General features: G+C 73.7%; 12 protein-coding genes. 8 read left to right on the top strand and 4 right to left on the bottom strand.

Annotation, left to right across the window (positions count from 1 at the left end; genetic code table 11):
* The first annotated feature begins 459 nt into the window (after window positions 1–459).
* Window positions 460–849, top strand: a complete 390-nt coding sequence (locus tag QWJ13_RS05105) for an SCO2097 family morphological protein (RefSeq protein WP_316520777.1) — start codon at window positions 460–462, stop codon at window positions 847–849.
* 65 nt (window positions 850–914) lie between these two features.
* On the opposite strand, the gene QWJ13_RS05100 is transcribed toward QWJ13_RS05105, so the two are convergent.
* The 4 genes from QWJ13_RS05100 to QWJ13_RS05085 form a co-directional block, all read right to left on the bottom strand.
* A complete protein-coding gene (locus QWJ13_RS05100) occupies window positions 915–3,344 on the bottom strand; it encodes a transglutaminase TgpA family protein (RefSeq protein WP_316520775.1) in 2,430 nt (809 codons plus the stop codon).
* On the bottom strand, window positions 3,341–4,666 hold the full coding sequence (locus QWJ13_RS05095) for a DUF58 domain-containing protein (protein WP_316520774.1): 1,326 nt from the start codon (window positions 4,664–4,666) through the stop codon (window positions 3,341–3,343). Before QWJ13_RS05095 ends, QWJ13_RS05100 begins: the two co-directional genes overlap by 4 nt.
* Window position 4,667: 1 nt before the next feature.
* Window positions 4,668–5,717, bottom strand: coding sequence for an AAA family ATPase (locus tag QWJ13_RS05090; protein ID WP_432277428.1), 1,050 nt, complete (start codon window positions 5,715–5,717; stop codon window positions 4,668–4,670).
* Between the two features lie 253 nt (window positions 5,718–5,970).
* Window positions 5,971–6,513: a beta-class carbonic anhydrase gene (locus tag QWJ13_RS05085; protein ID WP_316520773.1), complete on the bottom strand. Its 543-nt coding sequence runs from the start codon at window positions 6,511–6,513 to the stop codon at window positions 5,971–5,973.
* A 527-nt stretch (window positions 6,514–7,040) separates the two neighbouring features.
* On the opposite strand from QWJ13_RS05085, the gene rsmH reads away from it, so the two are divergent.
* The 7 genes from rsmH to murD all read left to right on the top strand — a co-directional run bounded on the left by rsmH (window position 7,041) and on the right by murD (window position 16,476).
* The gene (gene rsmH, locus QWJ13_RS05080) at window positions 7,041–8,015 is read left to right on the top strand and encodes a 16S rRNA (cytosine(1402)-N(4))-methyltransferase RsmH (protein ID WP_316520772.1); all 975 of its coding nucleotides are present in this window, start codon (window positions 7,041–7,043) and stop codon (window positions 8,013–8,015) included.
* A gap of 157 nt (window positions 8,016–8,172) precedes the next feature.
* Window positions 8,173–8,688: a cell division protein FtsL gene (ftsL, locus tag QWJ13_RS05075; protein ID WP_316520771.1), complete on the top strand. Its 516-nt coding sequence runs from the start codon at window positions 8,173–8,175 to the stop codon at window positions 8,686–8,688.
* Window positions 8,685–10,868, top strand: a complete 2,184-nt coding sequence (locus QWJ13_RS05070) for a peptidoglycan D,D-transpeptidase FtsI family protein (protein ID WP_316520770.1) — start codon at window positions 8,685–8,687, stop codon at window positions 10,866–10,868. The genes ftsL and QWJ13_RS05070 overlap by 4 nt, the downstream gene beginning before the upstream one ends.
* Window positions 10,869–10,962: 94 nt before the next feature.
* Complete coding sequence (locus QWJ13_RS05065) at window positions 10,963–12,528, top strand: UDP-N-acetylmuramoyl-L-alanyl-D-glutamate--2,6-diaminopimelate ligase (RefSeq protein ID WP_432277427.1); 1,566 nt, start codon at window positions 10,963–10,965, stop codon at window positions 12,526–12,528.
* The gene (locus tag QWJ13_RS05060) at window positions 12,525–13,928 is read left to right on the top strand and encodes a UDP-N-acetylmuramoyl-tripeptide--D-alanyl-D-alanine ligase (protein ID WP_316520766.1); all 1,404 of its coding nucleotides are present in this window, start codon (window positions 12,525–12,527) and stop codon (window positions 13,926–13,928) included. Before QWJ13_RS05065 ends, QWJ13_RS05060 begins: the two co-directional genes overlap by 4 nt.
* Entirely contained in the window at window positions 13,928–14,989 is a 1,062-nt protein-coding gene (gene mraY, locus QWJ13_RS05055) for a phospho-N-acetylmuramoyl-pentapeptide-transferase (protein WP_316520764.1), read from the top strand. Before QWJ13_RS05060 ends, mraY begins: the two co-directional genes overlap by 1 nt.
* Window positions 14,986–16,476 (top strand): UDP-N-acetylmuramoyl-L-alanine--D-glutamate ligase, encoded by a 1,491-nt coding sequence (gene murD, locus QWJ13_RS05050; RefSeq protein ID WP_316520762.1) that lies wholly within the window; start codon window positions 14,986–14,988, stop codon window positions 16,474–16,476. The genes mraY and murD overlap by 4 nt, the downstream gene beginning before the upstream one ends.
* Window positions 16,477–16,484 lie beyond the last annotated feature (8 nt).

The following is a 16,484-nucleotide window of genomic DNA, read 5'->3' as shown; positions in this document are numbered from 1 at the left end:
GCGCCCCGGCACGCACCAGGCCGCCGCCGTACCGGTTCGCACGCCGTACGGCGGTGGTTCGCGCGCCGCGGGCCCGCCGCTTCCCCGGCCGTTTCCCCCGTCGTTCCCCGGGCGTTTCCGGGCCGCGTTGCGCCGTCCGGCGGCACACCTTCCCAGGTCCGGGACGATTCCATCCGATCGGGCACTTGTCCGGGGCGTGGCGCGTTGACACCGGTGCGGCCGTCCCCACCCGAAGTGGCCCGTCCCACGCGGCGCCGACCACCCCGGAACGGGTCCACGGACCGTATGATCTGGGTAAAGCCGGAAAGCATGACAGCCGGACGCGTGGGGCATATGGACGACACGGGCCGGGTCCCCCGCACGGGCGTCCGACCGTGTGCCCCACGGCTGATTGGACTTGCCTCCCCGACCGGGGTGGGCGGACCGGTCGCATCCGCGACCGACGAGTAGGAGGACTCCGTGCCGCTCTCGGAGCACGAGCAGCGACTGCTCGACCAGATGGAGCGAGCGCTGTATGCCGAAGATCCCAAATTCGCGTCGGCGCTTGAGGGATCCGGTATGCGCACCTACACCCGTCGGCGGGTGTATCTGGCCGTCGCCGGCTTCGTGGTCGGGATCGGCCTGCTGATGGGCGGCATGGTCGTGCCGGACCAGATCTGGGTCAGCGTCGTCGGCTTCCTGGTGATGCTCGGGTGCGCGGTGTTCGCCGTGACCGGGTGGCGCCGCGGGCCCGCGGGCCAGGGCGCCGGAGCCCGTCCGGCCGCCGCCCCGCGCCGCAAGGCCGGGATGATGGACCGGGTGGAGCAGCGCTGGCAGCGTCGCCGGGACGAGCAGACCGGCGGGTTCTGAGCCCTTGTGGACATGAGAAAGCCGGGGCGGGCGGTCGATCGACTGCCCGCCCCGGCTTTCTCACGTCAGGACTCCGGCGTGGAGCGCTTGCGCCGGCTGAGGACCCGGCGCCCCGGCGCCCGCAGTGCCTCGGCCGCCCGGCCGATCCGGACCGAGACGGCCGTGCGAGCCGCCCGGACCGCGTCGGAGATCCGCCACCACAGCTGCGCCGAGGACGGCGGCAGCAGCAGCGCCCTGGTCCGCCCGGCCCGGTTGGCGTTCGCCCACAGTCCGCGCCGCACGGTGCGGACATCGGCGGCCAGCGGCTCCGTGGTGTGCTGCCCGGGCGGGGCGTAGAGCACCCGCTCGGTGGCCAGGGCCAGCCGGCCGGTGGCCGCCGCCGAGTCCTCGTCCAGCTTCGCCTTCTCGGTGATCCGGCGGGCCGTCGAGCGCGGGGTGCGTGACTCGTCCGGGGGAATTCCGAGGTCCCAGGCGGAGTCGATCAACTCGTCCCAGGCGGCCAGCACCTGCTCGTCGGTCAGCTCCGCCGGTCCGCCGCCGCCGGGCCCGCGCCGTCCGCCGGCGCCCAGTCGGCGACGGCGTACCGCGGTGCGCCAGAGCATCGGGGAGAGCAGCAGGGCGATCAGCGCGAGCACCGCGGCGAGGGCGCCGAGCACCTGGCCGGAGAGCAGCCAGGACTTCTCGGCGGTCTTGCCGGCGGCCTTGCCCTGGGGGCCGCACTCGCCCAGCTGGCGCTGCTTGGGGGTGCAGTCGCTGCTGGTGGTCGGCGCCGGGGCGGCCGACGCGCTCTGCGGGGCGGCGGTCGCCCGCAGGGTGGGCGCGGTGGTCGGGGTGGTGGACGTCTCGGTGTAGCGGGTCGGGACGCCGCGGCTCGGGGTCGGCTCGAAGCGCAGCCAGCCGTAGCCCGCGAAGTACAGCTCGGGCCAGGCGTGGTACATCCGGCCGGTCACCGAGTAGACGTTGCCGCCCTTGCTGTCGCCGGGGGTGAAGCCGACGGCCACCCGGGCCGGGATCTTCAGCGTCCGGGCCATCGCCGCCATGGTGGAGGCGAAGTGCACGCAGAAGCCCCGGCGGTCGCGCAGGAAGACGGAGATCGCGTTGCTGCCGGTGCCGCCGTCGACGGAGGTGTCGTACCTGAAGTCGGGCCCGGTGAACCAGTTGACCAGCGCCGTCGCCCGGTCGTAGTCGTTCCGCGCGCCGGCGGTGAGGGCCTTGGCCTGGGTGGCGACCTCCGCCGGCAGATCGATCGGGAGGGCGGTGTAGTGCTCCCGGATGTCCAGCGGAGCGCTGCCGGCCACGCGCAGCTCGTCGGCGGTGGGCCGCAGGTCCAGGGCGCTGACGTGGTAGCGCAGGCCGCGGATCGCCTTGTCGTTGGTCGGCAGGACGGTGCGGGTCAGCGGGTCGACCTTCCAGTCGCCGCGGTTGGGGACCTGGACGGAGACGGCCGGGTAGGGCATCGGCAGCCAGCTGCCCTGGAGCCGGTCGCTGGCCTGGAAGTCGCCCTCGATCCGGGGCTGGTCGGACCTGCTCAGGCCCTCGGGGGAGGGCAGCGTCGCCGCCAGGTCGGTGACCGCGGTGCTGCCGAGCTTCCAGTTGGTGCCGTCGAACTGGTCGAGCGAGCCGGTCCGCAGGTAGGTCTGGTCGGCCAGCGAGCTGTCCAGGCTGTACGTGAGCAGCTCCGCGTCGGTGGGCTTGGTGATCGCGGCCTCCAGGCTGACCAGCGGGTCGAGGCTGGTCGTCAGGCCCGCGCCGGAGCCCTTGCCGCTCGATCCGCCGGAGGCGGACCGCAGCAGCCCGCCGTCCCAGTGCGGCAGGACCACGGGCAGCAGCAGCGCCACCGCCAGGGCCAGCACGCCGACCTGGCGGCCGCCCGGGCTGACCCGGCCGGACTCCACCGAGCCGCGCGCGCCGCCGTAGAAGACCCGGCCCCAGCGGGAGACCCGGTCCTGGCCCTCGGCGAACAGCAGCAGCAGGTAGCCGGCCGCGGCGACGGCGAACCAGACCCAGCTGCCGTGGTCCCCGGCCAGGCCGTTGCCGACCGAGTACAGGGCCAGCAGCGGCAGCCCGGCCAGCGCCGAGCGCCGGTAGGTCACCGCGACGGTGTCCACCGCGATGGCGACCAGGCCGACCGCGGAGACCAGGATCAGCCGCAGGCCGGCGGTGGGCGGAGCCGGGATGGCGTACTGCTGTATGTCGTCCAGTCCGGCGGTGAAGACCTCGCTCAGCACCCGCATGGTGGACGGACCGGGCAGCACCCCGCCGGCGCCGGCGAAGCCGAGCAGCATCAGCAGGAGCAGCGCCAGCAGCTGCCCGACCGGCACCATCGAGCGGTGCAGCGGGGCGCGGCGCAGGCCCGCGCCGACCGCCGCGAGCACGGCGATCACCAGCAGGGCGTGGGTGAGCCAGCTGCGGGTGGTGAGCAGCGGCATCATGCACAGCGAGGCGAGCGCGGTGGCCAGCGCCGAGTACGCGGTCAGTTTGGCCCGGGTGGTCACGCGCCGGCCTCTTCTCGATAGGGGGCGGACGTCTTGCTGCCCTCGGCGGCCCGCCACAGGTCCGGGAGGGAGTCCCCGGCGCGCACCGGGATCACCGTCCAGCCGGACTCGCGCAGCTGCCGCACCCGGGCGCGGAACGCGTCGCCGCCGGTGTTCGGGGCGAGCATCCGCAGGCCCGCCCAGGTGCCGGTGTCCAGCAGGAAGGCGACCGCCCCGCCGGTACGGCTGCGCAGCCGGCCCAGCCGGGCGGCCTGGGTGTCGTCCAGCTCGCCGAGGACGGCGACCAGCAGGCCCTCGCCGCCGGAGCGCAGCGGGTCCTCGGCGCGCGAGAGGGTGCCGCCGTCGGACAGGTCGGCGACCGCGAGGGCGTCCAGGATCAGCCCGGAGGAGTCGGCGGCGGTGCCGTGGCTGCCGCCCGCGCCCGGGGCGGGCACGGTCTGGCCGGCGTCGGTGAGCAGCCGGGTCTGGTAGCCGCGCTCCAGCAGGTGCACGGTGACGGAGGCGGCGCAGCTGACCGCCCACTCGAAGGAGGAGGCGGGGCCGCTGCCCCGGTGGGCGATCTCCCGGGTGTCCAGCAGGACGGTGGCCCGGGCCTGCTGGGGCTGCTCCTCGCGGCGCACCATCAGCTCGCCGTACCGGGCGGTGGAGCGCCAGTGCACCCGGCGCAGGTCGTCGCCGGGCCGGTACTCGCGCAGGATCACGTCGTCGTCGCCGGCCAGCGCCAGGGTGCGGCTGTGGCTCTCGCCCTGGCCGATCCACTCGCCGCTGAGCCGTACCGCCGGCAGCGCCTGGACCAGGGGGACGACGGTGAGGACGTCGGAGGCGGTGAAGGCGCGGGTCACCTCGCACATCCCGAACGGGTCGGACAGCCGCAGCTGGAGCGGCCCGAGCGGGTAGCAGCCGCGCAGGTCGGAGCGCACCCGGTAGGAGACCTCGCGGTGGCCGCGCGGCTCGACCCGGTCCAGCACGAAGCGCGGGCGCGGCCCGAGTACGTACGGGACCTTGTCCTCCAGCAGCAGCACCCCGGTGGGCACCCGGGAGACGTTGTCGACCCGCAGGTGGACCCTCGCCTCCTGGCCGGCGATCGCCCGGCGCGGGCTGAGCCGGCGTCCGCTGGCCACCCGGTAGCGGGTGTTGGCGACCACCGCGACGGCGGCCAGCGGCAGCGCGGCCAGCAGGACGCCCACGCGCAGCAGGGCGTCCTGGTCGAGCAGGTAGGAGCAGATCACCGCGGTGACCCCGGCGGCGAGGAAGGACCGCCCCCGGGTGGTGAGGCCGCGGAACCCCGCCCGCAGCCCCGAAGCCGAGTCGGACTGGGCCACCTCAGCCCCTCCGGACGGCCGGGCCGCCCTGCGGGCGCGGCAGCGGCAGCCGGGCGACCAGCTCGGTCACGATCTGCTCGGAGGTCCGGCGGCTGAGCTGGGTCTCGGCGGTCGGCATCAGACGGTGCGCCAGCACGGGGACGGCGAGGCGCTGGATGTCGTCCGGGGTGACGTAGTCGCGCCCGTCCAGCGCGGCGGCGGCGCGGGCGGCCCGGACCAGGTGCAGGGTGGCGCGCGGCGAGGCACCCAGGCGCAGCTCGGGGCTGGTGCGGGTGGCGCCGACCAGGTCGACGGCGTAGCGGCGGACCGGGTCGGCGATGTGCACGGCGCGGACCAGGTCGATCAGCTTGAGGATGTCGGCGGCGTGGGCGACCGGCTGGAGGTCCTCCAGCGGGCTGGCGCCGCCGTGCACGTCCAGCATCGCGAGCTCGGCCTCGGGGCTGGGGTAGCCGATCGAGATCCGGGCCATGAAGCGGTCGCGCTGGGCCTCCGGCAGGGGGTATGTCCCCTCCATCTCGACCGGGTTCTGGGTGGCCACGACCATGAACGGCGAGGGCAGCTCGTAGCTGGTGCCGTCGATGGTGACCTGGCGCTCCTCCATGGACTCCAGCAGCGCCGACTGGGTCTTGGGCGAGGCGCGGTTGATCTCGTCGCCGACCACGACCTGGGCGAAGATCGCGCCGGGGCGGAACTCGAAGTCGTGCCGCTGCTGGTCGTAGATGTTGGTGCCGGTGACGTCCGAGGGCAGCAGGTCGGGCGTGAACTGGATGCGGCGCACCGTGCAGTCGAGCGAGCGGGCGAGCGCCTTGGCCAGCATGGTCTTGCCGACGCCGGGCACGTCCTCCAGCAGCAGGTGGCCCTCGGCGAGCAGGACGGTCAGGGCGATCCGGACGGCCTCCGGCTTGCCCTCGATCACGCTCTCCACGTTGGCGCGCACCCGGTCGACGACCGCGGCGAGCTCGGTGAGCTCGACCGGCTGGAACCGGTGCGGCGGCTGCTTCTCGCCCCCCGCAGGACTGCCGATTTCGGCCTGGTCGTTGTAGCTCGTCACCCGTTTACGCTCCCTGGCACCCTGTGCCCGCCCCGTCCCGAGGCCGGACCCCACCCCATGCTTGACGCGGCCGTCCCGGGGACGGTTCCGACGAGGATCCGGCGGCCGGGAGGGCGGCCTGCGGCCTGGCCGCCCCAGGTGGTTCGGGGTCCGACCGGCAGGCGCATTCTCCCCCGCGGGGTGACCAGAAGTCACCATTCGGTCGAGCTCGAATGCCCGGACGCCATCGGCCGGGCGGGGTGGGGCGCGGGGGTCAGTCGATCTCGCGGAGCAGGCCGGTGTGGACGTCGAAGACGAAGCCGCGCACGTCGTCGGTGTGCAGCAGGAAAGGGGAGGTGCGTACGCGCTGCATGGACTGGCGGACGTCGCCGTCCAGGTCGACGAAGGCCTCCACCGCCCACTGCGGGCGCTGGCCGACCTCCAGTTCCAGCTCGCGGCGGAAGTCCTCGGTGAGCCCGAGCAGGCCGCAGCCGGTGTGGTGGATCAGCGCGATCGAGCGGGTGCCCAGGGCGCGCTGGCTGATGGTCAGGGAGCGGATGGTGTCGTCGGTGACGACGCCTCCGGCGTTGCGGATGACGTGGGCGTCGCCGAGTTCGAGGCCGAGCGCCGCGAACAGGTCCAGACGGGCGTCCATGCAGGCCACCACGGCGATCTTCTGCACCGGGCGGGCGTCCATGCCGCCGTCCTGGAAGGTCACCGCGTAGGTGCGGTTGGCGGTGACGAAGCGGTCGATGACGGTGGGTCTGGAAGGCTCGGCGGCGGTGGTCGGCGAGGGCCGGTCTGGAGTCACTGTCATGGGGGCGACGTTAGTGCGGATCGGGCTCCCGCGGTGGAGCGGAGAGCTACAGAACGGGGCGCCGTGATCGAGTGAATGGCCACAACGGGCGCCCGGCCCGCGGTGGGCCGCACGCGGGGGTGGGCAGGGGGCGCGCGCCCGCCGCCGAAGGCCCCCGATCCATCCCGTCATCCAGTCGGTCAGGGGGCTGCGACCTGCGGTGATCCGTACCGCCGCCCGGGTGGTGCGCCGGAGCGGGCCATTGACTGGCGGGGGCCGCGCGATAGAGTTTGCGGCGCAGTGGAGCACACCCGTCGGGGCCCGTCAACGGGGCCTTCCCGGCCGGTGCGGCCCGGTCGACGCGGCCCGTGGCCTCCACCCGCTCCGTGCCCACCTGGCGCACCTTCCCCGGCGCCGGGCGGTCACGACCTTCCCCTTGAGCGGGCGGGGACCACGGGCCGCTTCGCCGTGCCGGGGCGCGGTGGGCGAGAATGGTCGCAGCTCCCGGACGTCGGGCTGCTCCGCACCGAGGAAGGGCGCCACCGCGCATGACCACCAACGAACCGGGCCCCAAGCATGTTCCGGTGATGCTCCAGCGGTGCATGGACGCGCTGGCCCCGGCGATCTCGCGCCCGGGCGCCGTGGTGGTGGACGCCACCCTCGGCCTCGGCGGGCACAGCGAGGCGCTGCTGACCCAGTTCCCTGAGGTGCGGCTGGTCGCGGTGGACCGCGATCCGCAGGCACTGAAGCTCTCCGGTGAGCGGCTGGCGAAGTTCGGCGACCGGGCCACCCTGGTGCACGCCGTCTACGACGAGATCCCCGAGGTGCTGGAGCGCCTGGGCATCGACCGGGTGGACGGCGTCCTGTTCGACCTCGGCGTCTCCTCGATGCAGCTGGACGAGGCGGAGCGCGGCTTCGCGTACGCCCAGGACGCGCCGCTGGACATGCGGATGGACCAGACCCGGGGGATCAGCGCGGCGGAGGTGCTGAACACCTACAGCCACGGTGCCCTGGCCCGGATCCTCAAGGTGTACGGCGAGGAGCGGTTCGCCGGGAAGATCGCCTCGGTGATCCTGCGGGAGCGGGAGAAGGAACCGTTCACCAACAGCGCGCGTCTGGTCGAGTTGGTGCGCAACGCCATCCCGGCGGCCACCCGCCGCACCGGCGGGAACCCCGCCAAGCGGACGTTCCAGGCGCTGCGGATCGAGGTCAACGGCGAGCTGGAGGTCCTGGACCGGGCGATCCCCGGGGCGCTGGAGGCCCTCGCGGTGGGCGGCCGGATCGTGGTGATGTCCTACCAGTCGCTGGAGGACCGCCTGGTCAAGCAGTACCTCGCCGCCGGGGCGACCAACACCGCCCCGCCGGGGCTGCCGTTCATCCCGGAGGAGCACCAGCCCTGGCTCAAACTGATCACTCGCGGTGCCGAGCTGGCCACCGAGGAGGAGATCGAGGAGAACCGGCGCGCCGCGCCCGTACGGCTGCGGGTGGCGGAGAGGATCAGGGACCGAAGCAAGCGGGGCTGACGAACCGGCCCCGGCGGGGTCCGAAGGGCGGAGGAAAGCGGTGGGGCCGGTGGCCGGTGAGGTCCGGGCGGGGCGGGGAGGACTCCCCGGGCAGGGCAGGGCGCGGATCACGGTCCGGCCGGGGAAGCGCCCGGTACGGCGGCGCACACCGTTCGCGGTGCTCATCGTGGTGCTGCTGGCGGGCGGGCTGCTCGGCCTGCTGGCGCTGAACACCGCGCTCAACGAGGGCTCCTTCGAGCTCTCCCGGCTACAGAAGCAGACCACCGTGGCGACCGACGAGCAGCAGAGCCTCCAGCACCAGATCGACCAGAACTCGGCCCCGGACGCGCTGGCCAGGCGCGCCGCCGAGCTGGGCATGGTCCCGGCCGGGGGGATGGCCTTCCTGGACGTCCAGAACGGAGGCAAGGTGCTCGGCACCCCGGGCCCGGCCCAGGACAGCCCGCCGGTGAAGCGCTCGACGGCCGAGCCGTGGCCGACGAAGGCCCAGCCGGGCGCGGCCCAGCCCGGTGCCGGGCCGTCACCGGCCGCGCCGCCGCCGTCCGGTGCCCCGTCGCCGGCCGCACCGCCGCCGTCGACCCCGACCCCGGCGGCGTCCGCCGGTGACGCGGTGATCCAGCTCAACCCGGTCTCGCCCACCGCGGCCGCGAAGCCGAGCGGGGGTGCCGGCCGGTGAGTACGACACGTCAGCCGGGCGGCTCCGGCAGCGGCAAGTCCGGGAGCGGCAATGGCCAGCGTCCGGCACCCAAGGGCGCGGCGCCGCGCGCGCAGTCCTCCTCGGGCCGCAGCCAGCCCGCTTCCGGCCGCGGCCAGTCCGCCAAGGCCCAGCCGGCCAAGCCCCAGCCCGCCAAGTCGGCCTCGGCCGGCCGTACCCCGCGGGCGCCGCAGCAGCGCCGCCCCGAGGGCCGCCCGCCGGCCCGCAGCCAGGCGGCGGTGCGCCCGAAGAGCCGCCCGTCGCAGCGCTCCAAGGCGCTCAAGCTGGCCGAGCCCAAGCGCCGGCTGCGGGTGATCACCGTGGTGCTGTCGCTGGTGTTCTCCGTCTTCGCGGGCCGCCTGGTGCAGCTCCAGCTGGTGGACGCCGACGCGCTGGCCGCCGACGCCAACACCAACCGCTACCTGAACATCCCGATCACCGCCGAACGCGGCTCGATAACGTCCGCCGACGGGGTCGCGCTGGCGGCCACCGTGGACGCGTACGACATCACCGCCGACCCGGCGATGTTCACCCCGCAGGCGACCGGCATCCCGGACGCGCCGGAGCAGGCGGCCGCGCTGCTGGCGCCGATCCTCGGCGTGCCCAAGGAGAAGATCGCCGCCGACCTGCACACCCCCAAGAGCCGCTACAAGCGGCTCGCGGCCCAGCAGACCCCGGCCGCCAAGAAGCAGATCAGTGACCTCAAGTCGAGCCTGGAGAAGCAGGCCGGCACCCGGGCCTGCCAGGCCCAGAAGAAGCAGCTCGGCAAGCCCGCCGAGGAGGGCGGCCGCACCCGGGTGGACAACGAGTGCGCCAACCCGCTGGCCGGGGTGTTCAACCGGGAGACCCAGAAGCGGATCTACCCGGCGGACGGCCTGGCGGCCAACCTGGTCGGCTTCGTCAACGCCGAGGGCGAGGGCGCGGGCGGCCTGGAGCTCCAGTACCAGAAGCTGCTGGCCGGCAAGGACGGCCACAGCAGCTACGCCCAGTCGGGCGGGCGGCTGGTGCCCACCGCCGGCGGCTCGATGGATCCGGCCGTGCCGGGCAGCGACGTCAAGCTGACGATCAACCGGGACGTCCAGTGGGCCGCCCAGCGGGCGATCAGCGACCAGGTGGCCAACTCCGGCGCGGAGAAGGGCTACGTCGTCGTCCAGGACGTGAAGACCGGTCAGGTCCTCGCGATGGCCACCGCGCCCGGCTTCAACCCCAACGACCTGAGCCTGTCCAAGCAGGCCAACCTGGGCAACGCCGCCCTGGCCGACGCGTACGAGCCGGGCAGCACCGCCAAGCTGATGAGCATGGCCGCCGTGCTGGACTCCGGCAAGGCCACCTGGGACACCAAGGTCACCGTGCCCAACCGGCTGGTCCGGGCCGGGCAGCAGTTCAAGGACGACGTCGACCACGACACCTGGTACCTGACCCTGGCCGGGGTGCTCGCCAAGTCCTCCAACATCGGCACCATCGAGGCCGTCGAGACCCTCGGCGGCGGCGACCAGCTGAAGGCCAACCAGGTGCTGGACGGCTACCTGCGCAAGTTCGGCGTGGCCGAGCCGACCGGCCTGGGCTTCCCCGGGGAGACCGCCGGGATGCTCAAGAAGCCGGAGGACCTGGTCGCCTCGGAGAAGTACAACATCCCCTTCGGGCAGGGCCCGATGCAGATGAACGCGCTCCAGGCCACCTCGGTCTACTCCACCATCGCCAACGGCGGGGTGCGGGTCGCGCCCAGCATCGTCCAGGGCGTCACCGATCCGAGCGGCAAGTACACGCCGAACGCGCCGGGGGCGCAGACCCAGGTGGTCAGCCCGGAGACGGCCAAGACCCTCACCTCGATGCTGGAGTCCGTCGTCGACGACGAGCAGGGCACCGGCGGCAAGGCGGCCATCCCCGGCTACCGGGTCGCCGGCAAGACCGGCACCGCCAACCGGGGCGCCGCCGACGGCAAGGGCTACGACGGCTACACCGCGTCCTTCATCGGGTTCGCCCCCGCCGACGCCCCCCGGTACACCGTCTCCTGCACCCTCCAGGGCCCGGTCAACGGCCACTTCGGCGGCCAGCTGTGCGGCCCGGTGTTCAAGCAGGTGATGGGGTTCACCCTGAAGACCATGCAGGTGCCGCCGAGCAACAGCCCGGCGCCCAACCTGGCCGTCGACTGGAAGCCGTGAGCGAGTGATGAGCAACGAACGGGCCGGGCTGGAGCACGGCGCGGCGGAGGGCCGGTTTGGCCCTGGACACCCTTCGGCGGATAGCCTTCCCGCCGTGCCGAAACCCGATCAAACCACCGTGAGTCCGCCCCGCCCGACCGGGACGACCGCCCTGCCGCTCGCGAAGCTGGCCGCCGAACTGGGCCTGCCGCCCGTCGAGGGCGGCGCCGTCAGCGGCGTCACCCACGACTCCCGCGCCGTCCGCCCGGGCGACGTGTACGTGGCCTTTCCGGGCGCCAACCACCACGGCGCGGCGTTCGCCGCCAAGGCCGCCGAGGCCGGCGCGGTGGCGGTGCTCACCGACCCGGCCGGCGCCGAGATCGCGGCCCCCACCGGCCTGCCGCTGCTGGTCGTGGACCGGCCGCGGGCCGTCATGGGCGAGCTCGCCGCGATCGTCTACGGCCGCCCCTCCCAGCGGCTGCTGATGATCGGGCTGACCGGCACCAACGGCAAGACCACCACCTCGTACCTGGTCGAGGGCGGCCTGCGCGGCGCCGGGCGCAGCCCCGGCGTGATCGGCACCGTCGAGATGCGGGTCGGCGAGGAGCGGATCAAGAGCGAGCGCACCACCCCCGAGGCCACCGACCTGCACGCGATCCTCGGCGTGATGGCCGAGCGCGGCGCCGACGCGGTGACCATGGAGGTCTCCAGCCACGCCCTGGTCTTCGGCCGCACCGACGGGGTCGCGTACGACGTCGCGCTGTTCAACAACCTGACCCCCGAGCACCTCGACTTCCACCCGGACATGGAGGACTACTTCCAGGCGAAGGCCCGGCTCTTCCAGCCCGGCAAGTCCCGCCTCGGCGTGGTCAACCTGGACGACGAGTACGGCCGCCGGCTCGCCGCCGAGGCCAAGATCCCGGTGACGACCTTCTCCGCCACCGGCGCCGCCGACGCCGACTGGCGGGCCGTGGACGTCCGGCTCGGCCCGGTCGGCTCCGCCTTCACGGTGCTCGGCCCGGACGGCGCCCAGGCCGAGGCCTCCGTCCCGCTGCCCGGCCCGTTCAACGTCGCCAACGCGCTCGCCGCGATCACCGCGCTGGTCACCGCCGGCCTGCCGCTGGATCAGGCGGTGGCCGGCGTCGCCGCCGTCCCCGGGGTGCCCGGCCGGCTGGAGCGGGTGGACGCCGGACAGCCGTTCGTCGCCGTCGTCGACTACGCGCACAAGCCGGACGCCCTCAAGGCCGTCCTCGCGTCGCTGCGCGAGGTCACCGAGGGCCGGCTGCACGTCGTCGTCGGCTGCGGCGGCGACCGCGACCCGCACAAGCGCGGCCCGATGGGCGCCATCGCCGCCCGCCTCGCCGACACCGCCCTGCTGACCAGCGACAACCCGCGCAGCGAGGACCCGCTGGCGATCCTCGCCAGCATGCTGACCGGCGCCGCCGCGGTGCCCGAGGCCGAGCGCGGCGACGTCCTGGTCGTTCCCGACCGGGCCGAGGCGATCGAGCTGGCCGTCGCCCGCGCGAAGGCGGGGGACACCGTGCTGGTGGCCGGCAAGGGCCATGAGCTCGGGCAGTACGTACGAGACGAGATCCGCCCCTTCGACGACCGGGAGGTGCTGCGCGAATCCATCGCGCGGACCCCGGCCGCACGGGGCGACCGAGGAGTAGAGCAGCAGTGATCGCACTGACCCTCGCCGAGGTGGCCGCCGCCGTCGGAGGCACGCTGGACGGCGCCGACCCGGACGCCCTGGTCACCGGACCGGTAGAGGTCGACTCGCGCAAGGTGAGCCCCGGCGGCCTGTTCGCGGCCTTCGTCGGCGAGCACGTGGACGGCCACGACTACGCGGCCAAGGCGATCGAGGACGGCGCCGTCGCGGTGCTGGCCTCCCGCCGGGTCGGCGTGCCCGCCGTCCTGGTCGACAGTGTGGTGGAGGCGCTCGGCAAGCTGGCCCGCGCCGTGGTCGCCCGCGCCGAGGGCACCGCCGTGGTCGCGCTGACCGGCTCGGCCGGCAAGACCAGCACCAAGGACCTGATCGCCCAGCTGCTCCAGCGCCGCGGCGACACCGTCTACCCGCCCGGCTCGCTCAACAACGAGATCGGCCACCCGATGACCGCGCTGCGGGTCGAGGCCGGCACCCGGCACCTGGTGATGGAGATGGGCGCCCGGCACAAGGGCGACATCGAGTACCTCACCTCGATCACCCCGCCCCGGATCGGCGTCGTCCTCAACGTCGGCACCGCCCACGTCGGCGAGTTCGGCTCCCAGGAGGCGATCGCCGAGGCCAAGGGCGAACTGGTCGAGGCGCTGCCCGCCGAGGGCGCCGCGATCCTCAACGCGGACGACCGGCTGGTGCGCGCGATGGCCTCCCGGACCAAGGCCAAGGTCGTCCTGTTCGGTGAATCACCGGACGCCCACGTACGGGCGGTGAACGTTCGCCTGGACGCCACCGGGCGGCCATCGTTCACGCTCACCACCCCGGCCGGTTCCGCGCCCGTGCAGCTGCGCCTGTACGGTGAGCACCACGTCTCGAACGCCCTCGCCGCCGCCGCGGTGGCGGTGGAGCTCGGGATGTCCGTCGACGACACCGCCGCCGCCCTGGGCGAGGCGGGTGCGCTGTCCCGCTGGCGCATGGAGGTCGTCGACCGGGCGGATGGTGTCACCGTCGTCAACGACGCCTACAACGCGAACCCCGACTCGATGCGGGCCGCGCTGCGGGCGCTGGTCTCGATGGGGGGCCGCGGCCCGGAGCGCCGCCGCACCTGGGCGGTGCTCGGCGAGATGCGGGAGCTCGGCGAGGAGAGCCTGGCCGAGCACGACGCCATCGGGCGGCTCGCCGTCCGGCTGGACGTCACCAAGCTGGTGGCGGTCGGCGGACGCGAGGCGGCCTGCATGGAACTCGGCGCGAGGAACGAAGGTTCGTGGGGTGAGGAGTCGGTGCTGGTGTCCGACGCGGACGCGGCGGTCGAGCTGCTGCGCAGTCAGCTGCGGCCAGGGGATGTGGTCCTGGTGAAGGCATCCCGTTCGGTGGGGCTGGAAAAGGTGGCCGAGGCCCTCCTGGCGGACGGTGTGGCCGAATAATGAAGCAGATCCTCTTCTCCGGGATGATCGGTCTCATCCTGTCGCTGCTCGGCACCCCGGCCCTGATCAAGCTGCTCGCGAAGCACGGCTACGGCCAGTACATCCGTGACGACGGCCCCAAGGCGCACCACAGCAAGAAGGGCACGCCCACCATGGGCGGCATCGCCTTCATCCTGGCGACCCTGATCGCGTACTTCGCGACGAAGGCGATAACGGGCGAGAGCCCGACCGTCTCCGGGCTGTTGGTGCTCTTCCTGACCACGGGCCTCGGCCTGGTCGGCTTCCTGGACGACTACATCAAGGTGGTCAAGCGCCGCTCGCTGGGCCTGCGGGCCAAGGCGAAGCTGGCCGGCCAGTCGATCGTCGGCCTCGGGTTCGCCGTCCTGGCGATGCAGTTCCCGGACGACCGCGGGCTCAACCCGGCGTCCCAGAGCCTGTCCTTCGTCCGGGACTTCAAGTGGGCGATCGGCCCCGTCCTGTTCGTCATCTTCGCGTACTTCATGATCGCCGCGATGTCGAACGGCGTGAACCTGACCGACGGTCTGGACGGCCTCGCCACCGGCGCCTCGGTGATGGTCTTCGGCGCCTACACCTTCATCGGCATCTGGGAGCACACCCAGAGCTGCGCCTACGCCATCACCGCGACCGCCAACTGCTACGACATCCGCGATCCACTGGACCTCGCCGTCGTGGCCTCCGCCCTGATGGGCTCCTGCTTCGGCTTCCTGTGGTGGAACACCTCGCCCGCCAAGATCTTCATGGGTGACACCGGCTCGCTCGCCCTCGGCGGCGCCCTGGCCGGTCTGGCGATCTGCTCCCGCACCGAGCTGCTGCTCGCCCTGCTGGGCGGCCTCTACGTGATCATCACCCTCTCGGTGATCATCCAGGTCGGCTCCTTCCGGATGACCGGCAAGCGCGTCTTCAAGATGGCGCCACTACAGCACCACTTCGAACTCAAGGGCTGGACCGAGGTCCTGATCGTGGTCCGCTTCTGGATCATCCAGGGCCTGTGCGTCGCCGTCGGCCTCGGCCTGTTCTACGCGGGATGGGTGACCGGATGACCAACCCCGACTTCGCCAACCTGCCCGTCGTGGTCGCCGGGCTCGGCGTCTCGGGCATCAGCGCCGCGCGCGTCCTGCACGGCCTCGGCGCCGCCGTCACCGTCGTGGACGGCGGCAGCGGGCCGGGCCTGGCCGCCCGGGCCGCCGAGCTGGAGGCGCAGGGCGTCACCGTGCGGCTCGGCGACGGCGCGAGCCTGCCCGAGGGCACCGAGCTGATCGTCACCTCGCCCGGCTGGGCGCCGGACAGCCCGCTGTTCGCCGCCGCCGAGGCGGCCGGGGTGCCGGTCTGGGGCGACGTCGAGCTGGCCTGGCGGCTGCGCAAGCCGCTGCCCGGCACCGGCGAGCCCGCCCCCTGGCTGGCCGTCACCGGCACCAACGGCAAGACCACCACCGTCCAGATGCTCGCCTCGATCCTCACCGCCGCCGGCAAGCGCACCGCCGCCGTCGGCAACGTCGGGGTCTCGGTGCTGGACGCGGTGCTCGCCGAGGAGCCGTACGACGTGCTCGCGGTCGAGCTCTCCAGCTACCAGCTGCACTGGGCGCCCTCGCTGCGCCCCCACTCGGCGGCGGTCCTCAACCTGGCGCCCGACCACCTCGACTGGCACGGCTCGATGGAGGCGTACGCCGCCGACAAGGGCCGGATCTACGAGGGCAACAAGGTCGCCTGCGTGTACAACCTGGCCGACCCGGCCACCGAGGCGCTGGTCATGGAGGCCGACGTCGAGGAGGGCTGCCGGGCGATCGGGTTCGGCCTCGGCGCGCCGAGCCCGTCGAACTTCGGCGTGGTGGACGGGCTGCTGGTGGACCGCGCCTTCGTCGAGGACCGGGCCAAGAACGCGGCCGAGCTGGGCGCCGTCGAGGACGTCAGCCCACCCGTCGCCCACCACCACCCTTCTGACGAAGGCGCTCCGCGCCGCCGCCCTGCTGCCCCGCACAACATCGCCAACGCGCTCGCCGCGGCGGCGCTGGCCCGGGCGTACGGCGTCGAGCCGAAGGCCGTCCGGGAGGGCCTGCGGGCCTTCCGCCCGGACGCCCACCGGATCGCCGAGGTCGGTACGGTCCGCGAGGTCACGTACATCGACGACTCCAAGGCCACCAACACCCACGCGGCGGCCGCCTCGCTGGCCGCCTACCGGCCGATCGTCTGGATCGCCGGGGGCCTGGCCAAGGGCGCGACCTTCGACGACCTGGTCCAGGGCGCGGCCGAGCGGCTGCGCGCGGTGGTGCTGATCGGCCAGGACCGGGCGCTGATCCGGGAGGCGCTGGAGCGACACGCTCCGGATGTGCCGGTGATCGAGGCGGCCGAGGGCCAGACTGGCGCGGTGGCGATGGCGGAGATCGTTCGAACGGCCGCATCGCTCGCCCGGTCGGGTGACACGGTGCTGCTGGCACCGGCCTGCGCCTCGATGGACATGTTCACCAACTACGGCGAGCGCGGCGACCTCTTCGCGGCGTCCGTCCGGGAGCTGGCGGGCCCCGGCGAGTGAGTCGGAGG

Origin of the sequence: Kitasatospora brasiliensis (assembly GCF_032654805.1) — a bacterium.
Classification (GTDB): domain Bacteria; phylum Actinomycetota; class Actinomycetes; order Streptomycetales; family Streptomycetaceae; genus Kitasatospora; species Kitasatospora brasiliensis.
This window is presented reverse-complemented; position numbering and strand designations above follow the sequence as displayed.

Coding starts and splice junctions, on each gene's coding strand:
- QWJ13_RS05085 (WP_316520773.1), bottom strand. CDS start 6,513: ATGACAGTGACTCCAGACCGGCCCTCGCCGACCACCGCCGCCGAGCCT.
- rsmH (WP_316520772.1), top strand. CDS start 7,041: ATGACCACCAACGAACCGGGCCCCAAGCATGTTCCGGTGATGCTCCAG.
- mraY (WP_316520764.1), top strand. CDS start 13,928: ATGAAGCAGATCCTCTTCTCCGGGATGATCGGTCTCATCCTGTCGCTG.
- murD (WP_316520762.1), top strand. CDS start 14,986: ATGACCAACCCCGACTTCGCCAACCTGCCCGTCGTGGTCGCCGGGCTC.